The organism is Gilvimarinus sp. 1_MG-2023 (assembly GCF_030548285.1).
This window is the reverse complement of record NZ_JAUOSC010000001.1, coordinates 288,508-304,212: the sequence shown is the minus strand read 5'-3', so window position 1 is coordinate 304,212 and position 15,705 is coordinate 288,508. Positions and strand designations below refer to the sequence as shown.

The 15,705-nt window shown below is 51.7% G+C and carries 11 protein-coding genes and 2 tRNA genes; 10 read left to right on the top strand and 3 right to left on the bottom strand.

Annotated features, from left to right (window positions below):
* Window positions 1–205: 205 nt before the first annotated feature.
* Both Q4563_RS01280 and Q4563_RS01275 read right to left on the bottom strand, forming a co-directional pair.
* Window positions 206–282, bottom strand: a tRNA-Asp gene (locus Q4563_RS01280).
* Window positions 283–294: 12 nt separating this feature from the next.
* A tRNA-Val gene (locus Q4563_RS01275) sits at window positions 295–370 on the bottom strand.
* 171 nt (window positions 371–541) lie between these two features.
* Between Q4563_RS01275 and Q4563_RS01270 the strand changes: the two genes are divergently transcribed.
* From Q4563_RS01270 to Q4563_RS01225, 10 genes are all read left to right on the top strand, one after another.
* Window positions 542–1,000: a cytochrome c-type biogenesis protein gene (locus Q4563_RS01270; RefSeq protein WP_215977445.1), complete on the top strand. Its 459-nt coding sequence runs from the start codon at window positions 542–544 to the stop codon at window positions 998–1,000.
* Window positions 997–2,244: a c-type cytochrome biogenesis protein CcmI gene (gene ccmI / locus Q4563_RS01265; RefSeq protein ID WP_303603346.1), complete on the top strand. Its 1,248-nt coding sequence runs from the start codon at window positions 997–999 to the stop codon at window positions 2,242–2,244. The genes Q4563_RS01270 and ccmI overlap by 4 nt, the downstream gene beginning before the upstream one ends.
* 367 nt (window positions 2,245–2,611) lie before the next feature.
* A complete protein-coding gene (smc, locus tag Q4563_RS01260) occupies window positions 2,612–6,124 on the top strand; it encodes a chromosome segregation protein SMC (RefSeq protein WP_303603345.1) in 3,513 nt (1,170 codons plus the stop codon).
* A gap of 34 nt (window positions 6,125–6,158) precedes the next feature.
* On the top strand, window positions 6,159–7,223 hold the full coding sequence (zipA, locus tag Q4563_RS01255) for a cell division protein ZipA (RefSeq protein WP_303603344.1): 1,065 nt from the start codon (window positions 6,159–6,161) through the stop codon (window positions 7,221–7,223).
* A gap of 11 nt (window positions 7,224–7,234) precedes the next feature.
* Window positions 7,235–9,286, top strand: a complete 2,052-nt coding sequence (ligA, locus tag Q4563_RS01250) for an NAD-dependent DNA ligase LigA (RefSeq protein WP_303603343.1) — start codon at window positions 7,235–7,237, stop codon at window positions 9,284–9,286.
* A 17-nt stretch (window positions 9,287–9,303) separates the two neighbouring features.
* On the top strand, window positions 9,304–9,729 hold the full coding sequence (locus Q4563_RS01245) for a hypothetical protein (RefSeq protein ID WP_215977440.1): 426 nt from the start codon (window positions 9,304–9,306) through the stop codon (window positions 9,727–9,729).
* Window positions 9,730–9,731: 2 nt separating this feature from the next.
* Window positions 9,732–10,706, top strand: coding sequence for a porphobilinogen synthase (hemB, locus tag Q4563_RS01240; RefSeq protein ID WP_303603342.1), 975 nt, complete (start codon window positions 9,732–9,734; stop codon window positions 10,704–10,706).
* Window positions 10,707–10,797: 91 nt separating this feature from the next.
* The gene (locus Q4563_RS01235) at window positions 10,798–11,121 is read left to right on the top strand and encodes a DUF3012 domain-containing protein (protein WP_303603341.1); all 324 of its coding nucleotides are present in this window, start codon (window positions 10,798–10,800) and stop codon (window positions 11,119–11,121) included.
* 41 nt (window positions 11,122–11,162) lie between these two features.
* The gene (locus Q4563_RS01230; protein ID WP_215977771.1) at window positions 11,163–11,999 is read left to right on the top strand and encodes an ion transporter; all 837 of its coding nucleotides are present in this window, start codon (window positions 11,163–11,165) and stop codon (window positions 11,997–11,999) included.
* Window positions 12,000–12,032: 33 nt separating this feature from the next.
* Entirely contained in the window at window positions 12,033–12,887 is an 855-nt protein-coding gene (locus Q4563_RS01225; RefSeq protein ID WP_303603340.1) for an ATP-binding protein, read from the top strand.
* Between the two features lie 633 nt (window positions 12,888–13,520).
* On the opposite strand, the gene Q4563_RS01220 is transcribed toward Q4563_RS01225, so the two are convergent.
* Window positions 13,521–15,578: a TonB-dependent receptor gene (locus tag Q4563_RS01220; RefSeq protein ID WP_303603339.1), complete on the bottom strand. Its 2,058-nt coding sequence runs from the start codon at window positions 15,576–15,578 to the stop codon at window positions 13,521–13,523.
* Window positions 15,579–15,705 lie beyond the last annotated feature (127 nt).

The window sequence follows — 15,705 nt, the reverse complement described above, 5'->3', positions numbered from 1 at the left end:
TAGTGTTCCATTCGCTTTACGGGCTTAGCAAGAGCCGTTTAAAACTGAACGAGTGGGGTAGCTTACTGAGAGACTCTGCACGGTGGGCATATTGCCCCGTACGATTAAATTGAACGCCGCCTAAGGTTCATCGTCTCGTCTGCCAACATAGACAATTTCAACGGGCATAAAAAAAGGCCCCACAAAGTGGAGCCTTTTTAAATAGTGGCGGACCGGACGGGACTCGAACCCGCGACCTCCGGCGTGACAGGCCGGCATTCTAACCAGCTGAACTACCGGTCCGCAATCCTGAATTGGTGGGTGGTACAGGGATCGAACCTGTGACCCTCGCCTTGTAAGGGCGATGCTCTCCCAGCTGAGCTAACCACCCCCGTTCAGGAGATGCGTATTCTAATGAAAACTTAGGGCAGGTCAACTACTTTTTTGCATATTTCTTACATTTATTGATTGCTGTTTAAATGTTGATCGGCACTCAGCTTGTGGGGTCGCGTCGAAGCGGGCGGGGCGGTATACTCCGGACAGCTCTAAACAAGGTATTTTCATGCGTCTAGCTTTACTATTTTCACTGTGCTGGTTAAGTGTTTTAGCCACAGCCGAGCAAATCTATTCATTCGACGACCCAGTGGACCGCGAGCGCTTTGATCAGTTTAATCAAGAACTGCGTTGTCCCCAGTGTCAAAATCAAAACGTGGCTGGTTCGGACTCTTTAGTGGCCGAAAGCTTACGCCAGGATTTGTACGAGCAAATACTGGCCGGGCGCAGCGATAAGGAAATCGTAGATGACATGGTTCGCCGCTACGGCAACTATATTTTGTACAAACCCCCTCTGGAGTGGAAAACAGCGGTGCTCTGGTTAGCCCCAGCGCTTTTGTTGGTACTGGGCACTCTAGTGCTCTGGCGCATGGTGCGCCGCCGTCAAACAGCACCGACGCCACTTACCGATGAGGACGAGGCAAAAATTGCCTCAATGTTGGCCAAATATAACAAGGAAAGCCAATGACACTTTTTATGCTTGGGGCAGCTGCACTATTACTCACTGCCCTGATAACACTGCTTTGGCCTCTGTGGCGCCACAGGCGCAGCAGCGATGCTGTTCACATTGGCGAACAAGAGCGTGAAGCGCAGAACATCGCCTTATACCTTGAACACCTGAAAGAGGTTGATGCAGACCTGGATCGGGGGCGAATTAATCAGGAACAGCACCTAAAACTGGTGACAGAGTTAAAACGAAACCTGCTCTCGGACCACAGCACTGAGCGACGCTCTAGTGCCCACAGTAGTGGCTTGTGGGTGTTGTCGGCAAGCGCAATAATCATGGCAGGCGTTTGTGTTTGGCTTTACCTGGCACAAGGCTCTATCGGTGATGCACTTTTTGTAAAATTACAAAAGCGCGTGGCAGAACACAATGTCGCCGCCATGCAAGCCGGCCGTCAGCCCGATATCGGGCCCACCACTGAGCTGATCGAACTGCTGCAAGAGCGCGTCAAAACTCGCAGCGACAACCCTCAATATTGGTATTTATTAGGGCGCTATGCCAATCAGGTCGGGCGCTACGAATTAGCGGTTGAGGGGTTTCGGGGGGCTTATGACATATCGCCCAACGATCCGGGAATTGCCTCCCAGCTGGCGCAAGCACTGTTCTTTGTCGAAGACAATCAAATAACCGACGAGATTCGTTTTTTAATCGAACGCGCCCTAGAGTCTGACTCCGAAGACACCACAGCCCTCGGTCTGGCGGGAATTAATGCTTTTAGCTCTCAGGATTATGCAGCGGCCATTGAACACTGGCAGTCAGCGGTGGATCTAACCCCCGTGGGTGCCTCGGGCAGGCAGGCACTGATGGCCGGTATTGACCGGGCCAAGCAGGAATTAGGCACAGAGTCTGATACTGAAACAAACGCGATCTGGAAGTTGCCGATTGAGGTGTCATTGGCGCCCAATCTTAGCTTGCCGGACTCCGGAACTGTGTTTGTCTTAGTGCGTGAGCACAACGGCAGCCCCATGCCCCTTGCAGTACAACGCCTGCAGCTGACAGAGTTTCCTTTGTCAATTATTCTTGATGAAACTATGGCCATGACAACCAAGAGCCGTTTGCACGCCAATGGCCCATTGGAAGTGGTCGCGCGGGTTTCTCTGGCGGGCACAGCCGCACCGCAACCTGGCGATTTACAGGGGAGTACCGCTCCTGTCGACATGAGCAAGCTCGCAGACCCAGTTCAGGTCGTTATCGACCAGACGCTATAGCTCAGTGATAGTGGCGCTCCGGCCTTGGGCTGAGTGCCACAAATCTTGCCGCGTCCGCGCACCACGTCTTCTGCTGCATTCAATTAACCGCCACTCACACCCCGCAGAGCCCAATATGGGCCAACCACTTGTTTACTTTTTATGCGATTGTGATCTCAATTGCGCGAAAGCATTGATTTCTTTGTAAATTGAGGCGTCACGCGGGTGTAAAGCGCTTCTCAAGCGTGTAAAATTTCCAGCTTTACTTGGGCACGGTTTAAGAGCCAGTGGCGCAGGACATCACCCAACAGGGATGTAAAAAACCTGAGCTTTGTCGCACCTAAGAAACCCGGTGGCCATCAGGCACGTATAAGAGTGACAAGGACCTATGCGGTTAAAATGTATTAAATTGGCGGGGTTCAAGTCCTTTGTAGACCCCACTACAGTTAACTTCCCCAGCAATCTAGGCGCCGTGGTAGGCCCTAACGGCTGTGGTAAGTCCAACATTATCGATGCGGTGCGCTGGGTGATGGGGGAGTCCTCGGCCAAAAATCTGCGCGGCGAGTCCATGACGGACGTCATTTTCAATGGCTCTGGTGGGCGTAAACCCGTCGGCCAAGCCTCCATTGAACTGGTCTTCGACAACAGCGATGGCACTTTGGTAGGCGAGTACGCCGCCTTTACTGAAATCTCCATCAAGCGCAAGGTTAGCCGCGACAGCCAAAATATTTACTACCTGAACGGCGCCAAGTGCCGCCGCCGCGATATTACCGATATCTTCCTGGGTACCGGCCTCGGCCCACGCAGTTATGCCATTATTGAACAGGGCATGATTTCGCGCCTTATCGAAGCAAAACCCGAAGAGCTGCGGGTTTACATCGAGGAGGCCGCCGGCATATCAAAATACAAAGAGCGCCGCCGCGACACCGAAAACCGTATGCGCCGCACTCAAGAAAACCTTGAGCGCCTAACCGATATCCGCGATGAGCTTGAACGCCAGCTGTCTCGCCTGGAGCGTCAGGCCCAAGCGGCGGAAAAATATACCGAATTTAAAAAGCAAGAGCGCAGCCTCAAGGCACAAGTGCAAGCGCTTAAGTACCGCAATCTTGATCAGCAGGCTCAGGGTAAGCAGCAGGGCATTCGCGATCTCGAAATCAAAATGGAGTCTTTTGTGACCGACCAGGTCAACAAAGACACTCAAATTGAAAAATACCGAGCTCAGTACACCGATTTAGGCGACAAATTCAATGAGGTGCAGGGGCGCTTTTATGCCATCGGCGCCGATATTGCCCGGGTTGAGCAGAGCATCAAACACGCCGAAGAGCGCAACCGCCAACTGCAAACCGATCTTGAGCGCACCGATCGGGAATCTCGCGAAGTTAAAGACCGACTCGAAACCGACCGCGATCGCGAGCAACTCTGGCAGGCAGAACTGCTTGAGATAGAACCCGAGCTGGAATTAATCGAAGCGGCCGAAGAATCCTCAGGTGACCTGCTGCATGAGGCTGAAGAGCTTATGCAGAACTGGCAAAACGATTGGGACCAATTCAACCAGCGCGCGGCAGAACCACGCCAGCGGGCCGAAGTCCAACAGTCGCGCATTCAGCACCTTGAGCAAGTTCAGCAGCGATTGCTAGTGCGAATTGAAAAGCTCGATGAAGAGAAACGCGCGCTAGGTGAAGACCAAGAGTCCGGTGAAGAAGTCGAACTGTTGCGCGAAGCCATGGCCGAACTTGAGCTTGAACTGGAAACCACCCGCGAAAAAGGCGAGGGGTTTCTCGATCGCCTTGAGCAGACGCGCAATGAAAACAAACAGCTCACCGACCAGCTCGACAGCCAGCGCAGTGATTTACAGAGCATGCGTGGTCGCCACGCCTCCCTCGAAGCGCTGCAACAGGCCGCTTTAGGCGAAAAGAACAAAACCATTACCGAATGGTTAGAAACCCATGCGTTGGTGGATGCTCCGCGCCTAGCCGAGCAGGTTAGCGCTCGCAATGGCTGGGACACAGCCCTGGAAACCGTTCTGGGCAACACCCTGCAAGCGGTTTGTGTCGAGGGCGCAGATGGCGTGGTCAACACCCTAGAGGGGTTAGAGCAGGGCGAGTTAATTCTGCTGGACACCAAAGTCCGTACCGACAGCCCCAGCCACACCAAAGCCGAAACACTGGCCAGCCAAGTTGACGCCAATTGGGATACCGACGGATTGTTGGCGGGTATTTATATTGCCGACAATTTAACCGATGCACTGGGCATTCGTGCCACACTGAGCAGCGGCGAATCGGTCGTCACCAAAGACGGTCTATGGCTCAGCGCTCACTGGATAAAAGTAGCCCGAGAAATTGACGCCAGCGCCGGTGTTATCGCCCGCAAACAAGAGCTAGAAACTCTGGCCGAACAGATCGCTCAAACCGAACAAAAAGTAGAGTCGCTTGCCGAGCAGCTCGAACAAAACCGCGAGGCCATTAAATCGACTGAGGCGGCACGCGAACAACATCGACGTGAACAAGACAGCCTAAACGCACGGCACAGTGAGTTGCGCTCAAACATTAGCGCCACTCAAGTAAAAGCCGAGCAGCTGGGCCAGCGCAAATCGCGTTTACAAGGCGACATTGCCGACGCACGCGAACAAATGGAGCAAGAGGCAGAACAACTCGCCGAAGCGCGCACCATTTTAAGTGATGCCATCGAAGCGATGGAAGCCGATACCGAGGAGCGCGAAACCTTACTGGCTCGTCGCGACGAGTATCGTACCAAACTCGACACCGCTCGCCAAAAAGCTCGTCACGACAAAGACAAAGCGCACGAGCTGCAAATGCGCGCCGCGTCACTCAATACGCAAATTGACAGCATCAAGCTCAATATTGCGCGCATGGAAGAGCAAACAGAAACACTGGCAGAGCGGCGCGAACAACTCGCCGAATCCATGAGCGAAAATCGCGACCCGGCCGAAGACAATCAACTAGAGTTGGAAGCCGCGCTGGCCAAACGCATTGCCGTCGAAGAAGAGTTAACCGAATCACGCCGCGCCCTAGAAACTGTAGAGCACGACCTGCGTGAAGCAGAACAATCGCGCAACCGCGCCGAGCAAGAAGTGCAAGCCGTTCGCTCGCATCTAGAGCAAGAGCGCTTGGCCGCACAAACGTTCGAAGTACAGCGCAAAACCTTGGCCGATCAACTGGCTGAAGATAATTTCGATCTGGACAGCCTGCTAGAAAACTTAGCTGAAGACGCTGAGATGCAACCGCTAGAGGCCGAGCTAGAACAGTTGGCAAACCGGATATCTCGCCTAGGCGCCATTAACTTGGCAGCCATCGATGAGTACAAGTCTGAGTCTGAGCGCAAAAACTATTTGGATGCTCAGAATGAAGATCTGCTAGAAGCGCTGGAAACACTGGAAAACGCGATTAAGAAAATTGACCGCGAAACCCGCACCCGCTTTAAAGAAACCTTCGACAAGGTCAACAGCGGCTTGCAAGAACTGTTTCCCAAGGTGTTTGGCGGTGGCCACGCTTACCTAGAGCTTACCGGCGAAGATTTACTCGACACCGGTATCGCCATCATGGCGCGCCCACCGGGCAAGCGCAACAGCACCATCCATTTGCTCTCCGGTGGTGAAAAAGCACTGACGGCCATCGCTCTGGTATTTTCCATTTTCAGACTCAACCCAGCGCCTTTCTGTATGCTGGATGAAGTTGACGCGCCGCTGGATGACGCCAACGTGGGCCGTTACGCTCGCATGGTGGAAGAAATGTCTGAGCACGTACAATTTATTTATATTACCCACAACAAAATTGCGATGGAAATGGCGCATCAGTTGATGGGGGTTACTATGCACGAACCCGGTGTATCGCGCTTAGTAACCGTCGACGTAGACGAGGCGGCCGAGCTGGCCGCCATTTAAACAACATTACGGTAAAAAGGTAGCTGGACTTGCTATGAAAGAGTGGTTAACCATCATAGTGGTATTGTTAATTATCGGTATTTTACTCGATGGTTGGCGCCGTATGCGTATGGCGCGTAAAGACAATATTCGTGTGTCAAAACGGGCTCGCCAGTTCAACAGCTCAGACAGTAAAGACGATGCCGGGCATTACACCAGCGAGCTGCCCAACGGTGGTGCCCGTGTTATTGCCAAACGCAACCAAGCTGACACCGCCGGCGATCCCGGTCAACCTAACATTGAGCTGACCCCGGAAAATGCCGGTACGCACAATCAGCAAATTCCACAGCAAGTTTCCCTTAACTTGGATGAATCTGTTCCCATGCTAATGGAGTCGGTTGAGGCCGAACGCAAAGCTGATGCCGCGGCAGAAAACTCGCCAACACCCAATCATGGTGCCGAAAACACGGCGCAACCAGAGTACTCCTCATCAAATCGAGTGGAACCTAGCTTCGGTGCGCTGGATGGTGACGACTTGCCGGGCCAAGAGCACGAGCCTATTTTCTCTGAGCCCAACGGTGATTTTGAGTACGAACAAGCAGCCACTCAAAACACAACGCAGACAACATCACGGGCCTCTCAAGCGCCATCTGCGCCACCGGAATCCGAACAACCCATCGCCCAGCCAGACGAAGTTATTATTATTAACGTTATGGCTCGTGAGGGTTATCAATTTGCCGGCGGCGCACTGTTAGATGTCCTTTTGCAGTGCGGCCTGCGCTATGGCGACATGAACATCTTTCACCGTCACGAGCAGGGTATGGGCGAAGGCCCCATCCAATTCAGCTTGGCCAATATGGTTCAGCCGGGCACCTTCGACTTGGATAACATGGAAAACTTTGCTACACCCGGTGTCAGTATGTTTTTGACCCTGCCGCTGCGTACCGACAGTATTCAAGCCTTCGATGCCATGCGCTATACCGCTCAGACCATCGCCGAAACACTGGACGGTGAACTAAAAGACGAGCAGCGCAGCATCATGACTCGTCAAACCATGGAGCACTGCCGCCAACGTATTGTTGAGTACGAGCGCAAGCGCTTGTCTCGCGCTAACGCATAGAGGGGGTTTCTGTGATTCAGCAAGCGCCCCCCGCAGCTGCGCGCCAGCGCGCATTTGAATTGCGCCACGATATTGATGAACACAACTACCGCTATTACGCGCTCGATGAACCCTCCATCCCCGACGCCGAATACGATCGCCTGCTCAATGAGCTGCGTGACATTGAACAACAGCACCCAAGCTTAATCGACAGCAGCTCACCCACTCAGCGGGTGGGCGCTGCACCGCTGGACGCCTTCAATTCGGTCCCTCATGAAAAGCGCATGCTGTCTTTAGACAATGCGTTTAGTGATGACGACCTGACCGCTTTCGATCAACGTTTAAAAGATCGCCTAAAAAGCGATGAGACGATCGAGTACGCCTGCGAGCCCAAGCTCGACGGTATTGCGATCAGTATTTTGTACGAAAACGGCCAGTTCGTTCGAGCCTTAACCCGGGGCGATGGCAGCACCGGTGAAGACATCAGCCAAAATGTGCGCACCATCAAATCGGTACCGCTCAAATTGCGCGGTGAGAATTTGCCCGAGCGCTTAGAGGTGCGGGGCGAAATTTACATGCCCAGCGCCGGCTTCGCCAAGCTCAACCAAAGCGCAGCGGCCAAAGGCGAGAAGGTATTTGTTAATCCGCGCAATGCCGCCGCCGGCAGCTTGCGCCAATTGGATTCGCGCATTACCGCCAGCCGTCCCTTAGAATTATGCGCCTATAGTGTGGGTATTCATCAGGGTTTGGCATTGCCGAGTAAACACACCGACATTTTACATTTACTCAATCGTTGGGGTTTTAAAATCAACCCTAATATGGCGGTCGCTCAGTCCATTAACGACTGCATTGCCTACCACCAGCAATTGGGTGAAAAGCGCGATGAATTGCCCTATGACATCGATGGGGTGGTGTTTAAAGTCAACAGCATAGACTTACAAGAAACCCTCGGTTTTGTCTCACGCGCCCCGCGCTGGGCAATTGCCTATAAATTTCCCGCCCAAGAAGAGATGACTCAGCTGCAAGATGTTGAGTTTCAGGTAGGACGCACCGGCACGTTAACACCGGTTGCGCGATTAAAACCTGTGTTTGTCGGCGGGGTAACGGTGTCCAATGTTACGCTGCACAACAAAGATGAAATTGATCGTTTAGGTGTACAAATTGGCGATACCGTTATTGTCCGTCGCGCGGGGGATGTTATTCCACAAATCGTCAGCGTGATTAAAGAGCGCAGGCCAGACGACACCCGCGAAATTGAGTTTCCCGCCACTTGCCCAGTATGTGGCTCGCCGGCAGTACGAGTACCTGGTGAAGCGGCTATTCGCTGCGAGGGAGGGCTTATATGCCCAGCTCAGCGCAAAGAAGCCATTATTCATTTTGCCTCACGCAAAGCCATGAATATTGACGGCTTGGGCGATAAAATTGTCGATCAACTGGTCGATAAAAGCTTGGTTAAAAATGTGGTGGATTTGTTCTCACTGTTACAACAGGACATCGCCGGTCTGGATAGAATGGGTGAGAAGTCGGCCGCCAATTTACTCAACGCCTTAGAGGCCGCAAAACAAACCACATTACCAAGGTTTATTTATTCGCTGGGCATTCGCGAGGTAGGCGAGGCCACAGCACGTAACCTTGCCGCGCATTTTGGCTCGATACAGGCACTCAGTAACGCCGATGAAGATGCACTGCTAGCGGTCGATGATATTGGCCCCATCGTTGCGCGCTTTATACGCGACTTTTTTACCGAGCAAAACAACCTGGATATTATCGCCAGCCTCCAAGGGCTTGGAATCACATGGCCAGAGAGCGAGCCGCAAAATGCAGCACTAGAAAACGCAGCCGAGCTACCACTGGCAGGGCAAACGTGTGTCTTAACCGGTAGCCTAGAAGCTATGACCCGCGATGAAGCAGGGGAGCGACTGCGCACCCTGGGGGCAAAAGTGTCTGGCAGCGTTTCGAAAAAAACCGATTTTATTGTGGCAGGCCCCGGTGCTGGCTCTAAGCGCACCAAGGCCGAATCCCTGAGCATTGAAATTTTAAGTGAAGAGCAATTACTTGAGTTACTAAATCAATACTCAACCTGATACAAAGAGTAGGTGTTATGGATTGCGAATCAATAGTATACGGCTGTATTAAAGACAGTATATTGGGCGATGGGCAGAGCGAGCGTATTCAAATGAATCGCAGCGCTATGCTGTCATTACCCCGGGCCGAAGAGTGGCCATTTCTCTGCCAAGAGATGTTCTCAATCCCGGACCCTGTCACACAGCCTGGCAACTACCAAACCGATGTTATGCACTTCGGCGCCTCTTATCGCGCCGTGGAATACGAATGGACACAGTGGATTGAGCAGTTTGAAAGTCTGCTCAGTCGTATGTACTGGGTGTCTGCCACCGTGCACCTAGAAACCGAACTCAGCGGCACCCATACATTTACCTGGGAATGCAAGCGCAATTACCATGTGCCGGGCTCTGGTGACATGTTTGTGCAGTGCGAATGGAGCCACGAAGATTATCTGCGAGCTTAACTATGAAACCCAATAACATTCGTTTTCGTCGCCTACGCCGCACCGCGGCATTGCGCGATATGGTCAGAGAAACCCAAGTCAGCGTCAACGACTTAATTCTGCCTATTTTCGTCGAAGAAAATATTGCTGCGCCGATAACCATCGACTCCATGCCCGGGGTAGTGCGTTACCCCGAAAGCCAACTGGCTGACGCCGTGGCGGATGCGTGGGAGCTAGGCATCAAGGCGGTATTGTTGTTTGGTGTGGCCGAGCACAAAGATGCCATCGGCGCCGACACTTGGCACAGCGAAGGCCTGCTGGCGCGTATGATTCAAATCGCCAAAGTAGCGGCGCCAGAAATGACCGTAATCAGCGATAACTGTTTTTGTGAATACACCGATCACGGCCACTGTGGCGTGGTGTGTAATGGCGATGTGGACAACGACACCACCTTAACCAACCTGCAACAGCAAGTGGTTAACTGCGCAAAGGCCGGTGTCGATATGATTGCCCCATCGGGCATGATGGACGGTATGATCAGCGCCATTCGCAGCGCATTGGATGACGCCGGTTTCACCCATATACCGGTAATGTCGTACTCCACTAAATTTGCCTCGGCTTTTTACGGCCCGTTTCGCGATGCGGTTGACAGCACTTTTAAAGGCAGCCGCAGCACCTACCAAATGGATGCCGCCAATGCCCGCGAAGCACTGGCCGAATCCATGCAAGACGAGCAAGAGGGCGCCGATATTTTAATGGTCAAACCCGGCACCGCCTATTTGGATGTACTGGCTAACATTCGCCAGCACAGTGAGCGCCCCTTGGCTGTTTATCATGTCAGTGGTGAGTACGCTATGATTAAAGCCGCCGCCGCCGCTGGGGTTATTGATGAACAAGCCATTGTTTGCGAAACCATGACGGCCTTTAAAAGAGCCGGAGCCGATTTAATCATTACTTACTACGCTAAGGACCTTGCCCGTTGGCTCAAGGATCATTAGCCTACAGGCCAGCATTCAGCAAACAGAATGTGATGTTACGCAAAACATAGAACCAAAATCACAACACAGTGAAAGGCCAACTGAGAAAGCTATGTCCAAACAATTAATCATCGCCCTTACAACCACTGTCATTGGAGTTTTTACCATTGTAGTAGGGCTTTATATTCTGAGCCAAACCCCGGCGCCGGCTAATTTTAATGCCGACCCTAGCGTTCAAAGGACCGCTGATAAAGCAGATTATATGATTCCCAGCTTGCCCCAATCTGAATCCGCAACGGGTGATACCACACTAATAGAAGACGCAGCCACAGGTTCAGAGCTCTGGTGTGAAGCCATGATGCAATTGCCAGACGCCCAGTGGCAAACCGCCGATGCCAAACTTTTCGCTCAACATTGTATTTACCCAACGCCATAGCCTGCGAGGCATAACCTGTGAGTTTTGATTTAGAAAAAACCATGCAAGCGGCGCGTGATAATACGCTGCAAAATAAGTTTAATCGCTTGCGCAGCAATAAAGCTTTTGAGCTTTTTGTAGTGGGTATTATTGTTTTCTCTGCTTTGGTTATCGGCGCCAAGACCTACGATATTCCGCCTCTCGTATCGCAGGTAATTGTAATTACCGATTGGTTTATCACTTTATTCTTTTTAGTGGAAATCACCATTCGTTTTCTTGGCGAGCCGCACAAACGCAACTTTTTCAAATCGGCTTGGAATATCTTCGATACGTTAATTGTCATTGTCAGCCTGGTGCCAATTGAAGACAGTGATATGGCGCTTATTGGCCGTTTAATTCGGGTGTTCCGCGTCCTGCGGATGGTTTCCATTATCCCCGAGCTGCGTATTTTGATTAGCTCACTATTAAAGGCGATGCCACAACTCGGTTACGTGGCGCTGCTGATGTTCATTATTTTTTATATCTACGGCGCCGTGGGCAGCTTCTTTTTTGCCTCCATCAATGACGTGCTGTGGGGCGATATCGCCATTAGCATGTTAACTCTGTTTCGGGTAATGACGTTTGAGGACTGGACCGACGTTATGTACGAAACCATGGAGCAGTACCCGTTTAGCTGGTTGTTTTATGTGAGCTTTATTTTCCTTACGGCCTTTGCCTTCCTCAATATGATTATCGGCATTGTGGTTAATGTCATTGAATCGGAAAATCGTGCCCGCCAGCTGGAAGAGGAGGGCGAGCAGCCTAACCGCGCCGACCTGGAATCTCAAATTCAGCAACTGCAGGCCTCTGTTAACGAATTACTGCGGCGCGATCAAGAAAGCTCCAAACGCGAGCAGTAACCTAACGTTCACTATTCATCGGAGCCTCTACTTGTGAGTGACATCGACTTATTATTTAACCGTCTTAATCAATTGCTAGACCGTTTAGAGCCTTTGATACCTCCCGCCAGTCAGCCTTGCGATTGGCAAGCCCCGGCTTTTTATTGGCGCAGCGGTACCAATGGTGGCCACTTACAAGCGGTCTATGAACCACACCATGTACCACTAAATGCCCTGCAAAATGTCGAGCAACAAAAGCAGGCTATCTTTCGCAACACCGCTCAATTTGCCCAGGGTTTACCGGCCAATAATATTCTTCTAACCGGCGCCCGCGGTACCGGTAAATCCACTTTAATTAAAAGTTGCTGGTATGCGCAAAAAGACTTGGTGAAATTAATCGAGATCGATAAACCCGACTTGAAAGACCTAGGCCAATTGCTTTCGCTATTAAGCGAGCGAGAACAAGATCGTTTTATTATCTTTTGCGACGATCTCTCTTTTGAAGAAGGTGAAAGTAACTACAAAGCGTTAAAATCAGCACTAGACGGCTCAATCATTGCCCCTGGTGATAACGTCTTATTCTACGCCACCAGCAACCGCCGCCACCTTATGCCCCATAAAATGAGCGAAAATCTGGAAACAGAGTTGGTCGATGGCGATATACGCCCCGGCGATACAATAGAAGAAAAAACCTCACTATCTGAGCGGTTTGGCCTGTGGTTAAGCTTTTACCCATTCCGGCAAGAGGAGTATATGCAGGCCGCACAAGCCTGGGTTGAGCATTTGGGCGGCGAGTGGGATGACGAGGTAAGAGCCGCGGCCTTGCGTTGGAGTATGACCCGTGGCTCGCGTAGTGGGCGAGTGGCTTGGCAGTTTGCCAGGGATAGGGTCGGGGGGATGGGCTTGTAGTTATTTGTTACCGGCCTAGCGCCGGTATTTATTGTATTATTGCCACAAACAAAACGATTAAATGCCGCCGATCAACGATATCAGAACAGTCGTTCGGTCATTAGCATATTGGCTGTTGTCCCACATATACTGTGAATGTGTCAGCGGTGGCCAATGACCCATATTCAGTTGGGGCTAACAATTTACCTAGATCAGTGTCTTTGACAACTAGACTGATGACACGACCAAAGCCTCGCTCAATGTGGCAGATAGCACTCAACCAGTCTTTAGAAGGGTACAGAGTACTGTTCAATGGGTTATTTATGGCGCCAGACTTGTCATTTCTATTGGGGAGGTCTGACCAGCACATCAAAATTCGATTATCGCATGGTTCATACAACAATTGATCAGGCTGGTTGTTTTGGTTTTCGAGGCAAGTCTACATCAAACACCGCCGGCAAATAAAAGCAATAAATGTCGCAAAATAATTAGGTCCGTTTTTCTCGGGAAACTTCATTGCAAAGAGCCGCATAATAAATAATGTCGTGGACGCAGGGATGCACAAGAACGGCCTTTTGATGACTTCTCTAGCCAAACAGGAACGTGGTTCACCAACATCCAAAAGGCCCAGACATTGTCCGGGCTTTTTAACAACTAAAACGCCACCTCTACCGTTAACCGAAAATTTCTCGGCTCTAACGGGTGGTAATGCACATCTTCCACTGGCGCTGTTTCCCCTGCTAACTGTGACTCATAAAAGTAATCTATATCGTGGTCGTCACTGTCTAGCAGGTTTAGTGCGTCTACGCTTATAGTGAAAGCCTGATAACGGTAACCCAGCTTTGCATTGAGCAAGGTACTGGCCTCTGATTTAATATCGCCGATTTCGACTAATGGTCGGGGGCCAAAGTGTCTTACCCGCAGGCTGGCAAATAAACCGCTGGCGTAATCGGCGCTTAGGCCCAGTTGCAGAACATCTTCTACCGCGCCCGGTACATAGCGGCCCGGTTGCTCATTAACAAAGCGGGCATGTGTGTAGGCGTATTCGGCATCCAGTGTCCAATTGTCATTAAGACGATAATAGGCGGTTAGCTCTACACCGGTGCGTTCCGTTTTATCGCTGGGTTCGGTATTGCCCGCATCCCCGACAAACAGCAGTTCGCTGTCCAGCTGTAAATACCAGAGGGCCGCCGATACATTGAGGTTTTGCAACGGTCGACCGCGCAAGCCCCATTCACTGCCTAGCGATTGCACCAAGGGGTCTACACTGTCTACGGTGCTGCCGGTGTTTGGGTCTACGCGAATGGTGGTGCCGCGCGCATCGTTTGAGTGATAACCGCTGCCGACAGACAGGTAAGTTTCCCATTGGGGGTTTAGGGTGTAAATGCCGCTGGCTTTAACTGAGGCAATACCGTCTGAGGCCTCGCCACTGTTTGGGCTTAAATCCACACCGTAGCGGTTTACACCAACGTTATCTTGCACATCGAAATCAAAGTGATCGTAACGTACACCCAGTACGGTTTTAAAATCATTGCGCCAGTGAATGGTATTGTCCCAGTACAATGCCACGCTGTGTTCATCCACCGAATCGGCGCGTACCACGCCATCTCGCACTCGATTTTCTGTGGTGTACAAACCTACCTCGGCAATATCGTCCCAGCGGGTTTGCAGGCCAAATACATTGTGCATAGGCTTACCGACCATTTGATCGACGCGTTGATAGGTAACTTGACCGCCGAAAAGTCGGCGCTGGTCCACCTGCTCGAATTGATCACCGTGCTCGGGGTCATCCAAATAATAGGTAAAGTTAGACCACAGGTTCATATCGTAATCGATGGCGTAAGCGGAAGCATGCCAGTGGGCGCTGTCAAAACCCACGTTGACACTGTAACGATTGGATTCGCCTCCGGCGCTGGGATCTATAGAGCCCAGCTCATTAATGGTGCCGTTGGTGACGGCGCGGGTGGGGATTTGATCCGCGCTGTTCCACTGGTTGCGATAGGCCATTACGCCCCAGCGCAAAGTGCCTGCCGCTAGATCTGTTGTGCCCTTAATTTGCGCGTTGAGTTTGTCTAAATCTTCATCGATATCACTCCAGGGGCCTTGGTAGCCTGTGTGCTCCAGCGCCCACAATATATCGCTATTGCCGCGGTGCAAGCTATCGGCGGCGAGTAACCTTTGGTAGTTATGCTCACCCAGGGTGAGTTTTAGTGTGCCTTCATCAAGGGCCCGCAGGCTGATTATTTGCGTGGCACCGGCACCACTAAAATCACCCACTGCGGCGTAGTAGGGGCCTTTTTGATAGCGCAGTGAACCCACGGTTTCAGGAATCACAAAGTTGATGTCGGTGTATCCTTGGCCGTGGCCGTGGCTGCGCATATTAACCGGCATGTCGTCATACACCGTCGCAAAGTCAGTGCCGTGGTCCAAGTTAAAACCGCGTAAAAAATACTGATTGGCCTTGCCGGTGCCGCTGTGTTGGGTCACCACCATGCCCGGCACCAACTCAAGTATTTCACCTACTCGCAACAGTGCCCGTGTTTCTATATCCGCTTGGGTGACTACCCCCTGCGAAGCGGATACGCTCTGGCCAATTAAGTTACTGCGCTGTCCCGACACATTGATTTCTTCCATGGTAGGGTGTGCCCAAGCCCCGGCGCTTATCACACAGACGCTTAATAAACTCAACGTAAAGGGGCAATATCGATACATTCTCAGTCCTAAATTTGGTAGCCTAAAATGTGTGTGAATCAAAGCGGCGAGTGCTCAGTCACACCTAGGGTACAGAGCGGTTGATATGATAGCGTACTCGGGCCAGTAATTTCACAATCGCGATGTT

Bases quoted from the DNA above. Each gene is read 5' to 3' on its own strand.
- Q4563_RS01220 (WP_303603339.1), bottom strand. From the start codon at position 15,578: ATGTATCGATATTGCCCCTTTACGTTGAGTTTATTAAGCGTCTGTGTG.
- Q4563_RS01245 (WP_215977440.1), top strand. From the start codon at position 9,304: ATGGATTGCGAATCAATAGTATACGGCTGTATTAAAGACAGTATATTG.
- ccmI (WP_303603346.1), top strand. From the start codon at position 997: ATGACACTTTTTATGCTTGGGGCAGCTGCACTATTACTCACTGCCCTG.
- Q4563_RS01230 (WP_215977771.1), top strand. From the start codon at position 11,163: ATGCAAGCGGCGCGTGATAATACGCTGCAAAATAAGTTTAATCGCTTG.
- Q4563_RS01270 (WP_215977445.1), top strand. From the start codon at position 542: ATGCGTCTAGCTTTACTATTTTCACTGTGCTGGTTAAGTGTTTTAGCC.
- Q4563_RS01235 (WP_303603341.1), top strand. From the start codon at position 10,798: ATGTCCAAACAATTAATCATCGCCCTTACAACCACTGTCATTGGAGTT.
- hemB (WP_303603342.1), top strand. From the start codon at position 9,732: ATGAAACCCAATAACATTCGTTTTCGTCGCCTACGCCGCACCGCGGCA.
- zipA (WP_303603344.1), top strand. From the start codon at position 6,159: ATGAAAGAGTGGTTAACCATCATAGTGGTATTGTTAATTATCGGTATT.
- smc (WP_303603345.1), top strand. From the start codon at position 2,612: ATGCGGTTAAAATGTATTAAATTGGCGGGGTTCAAGTCCTTTGTAGAC.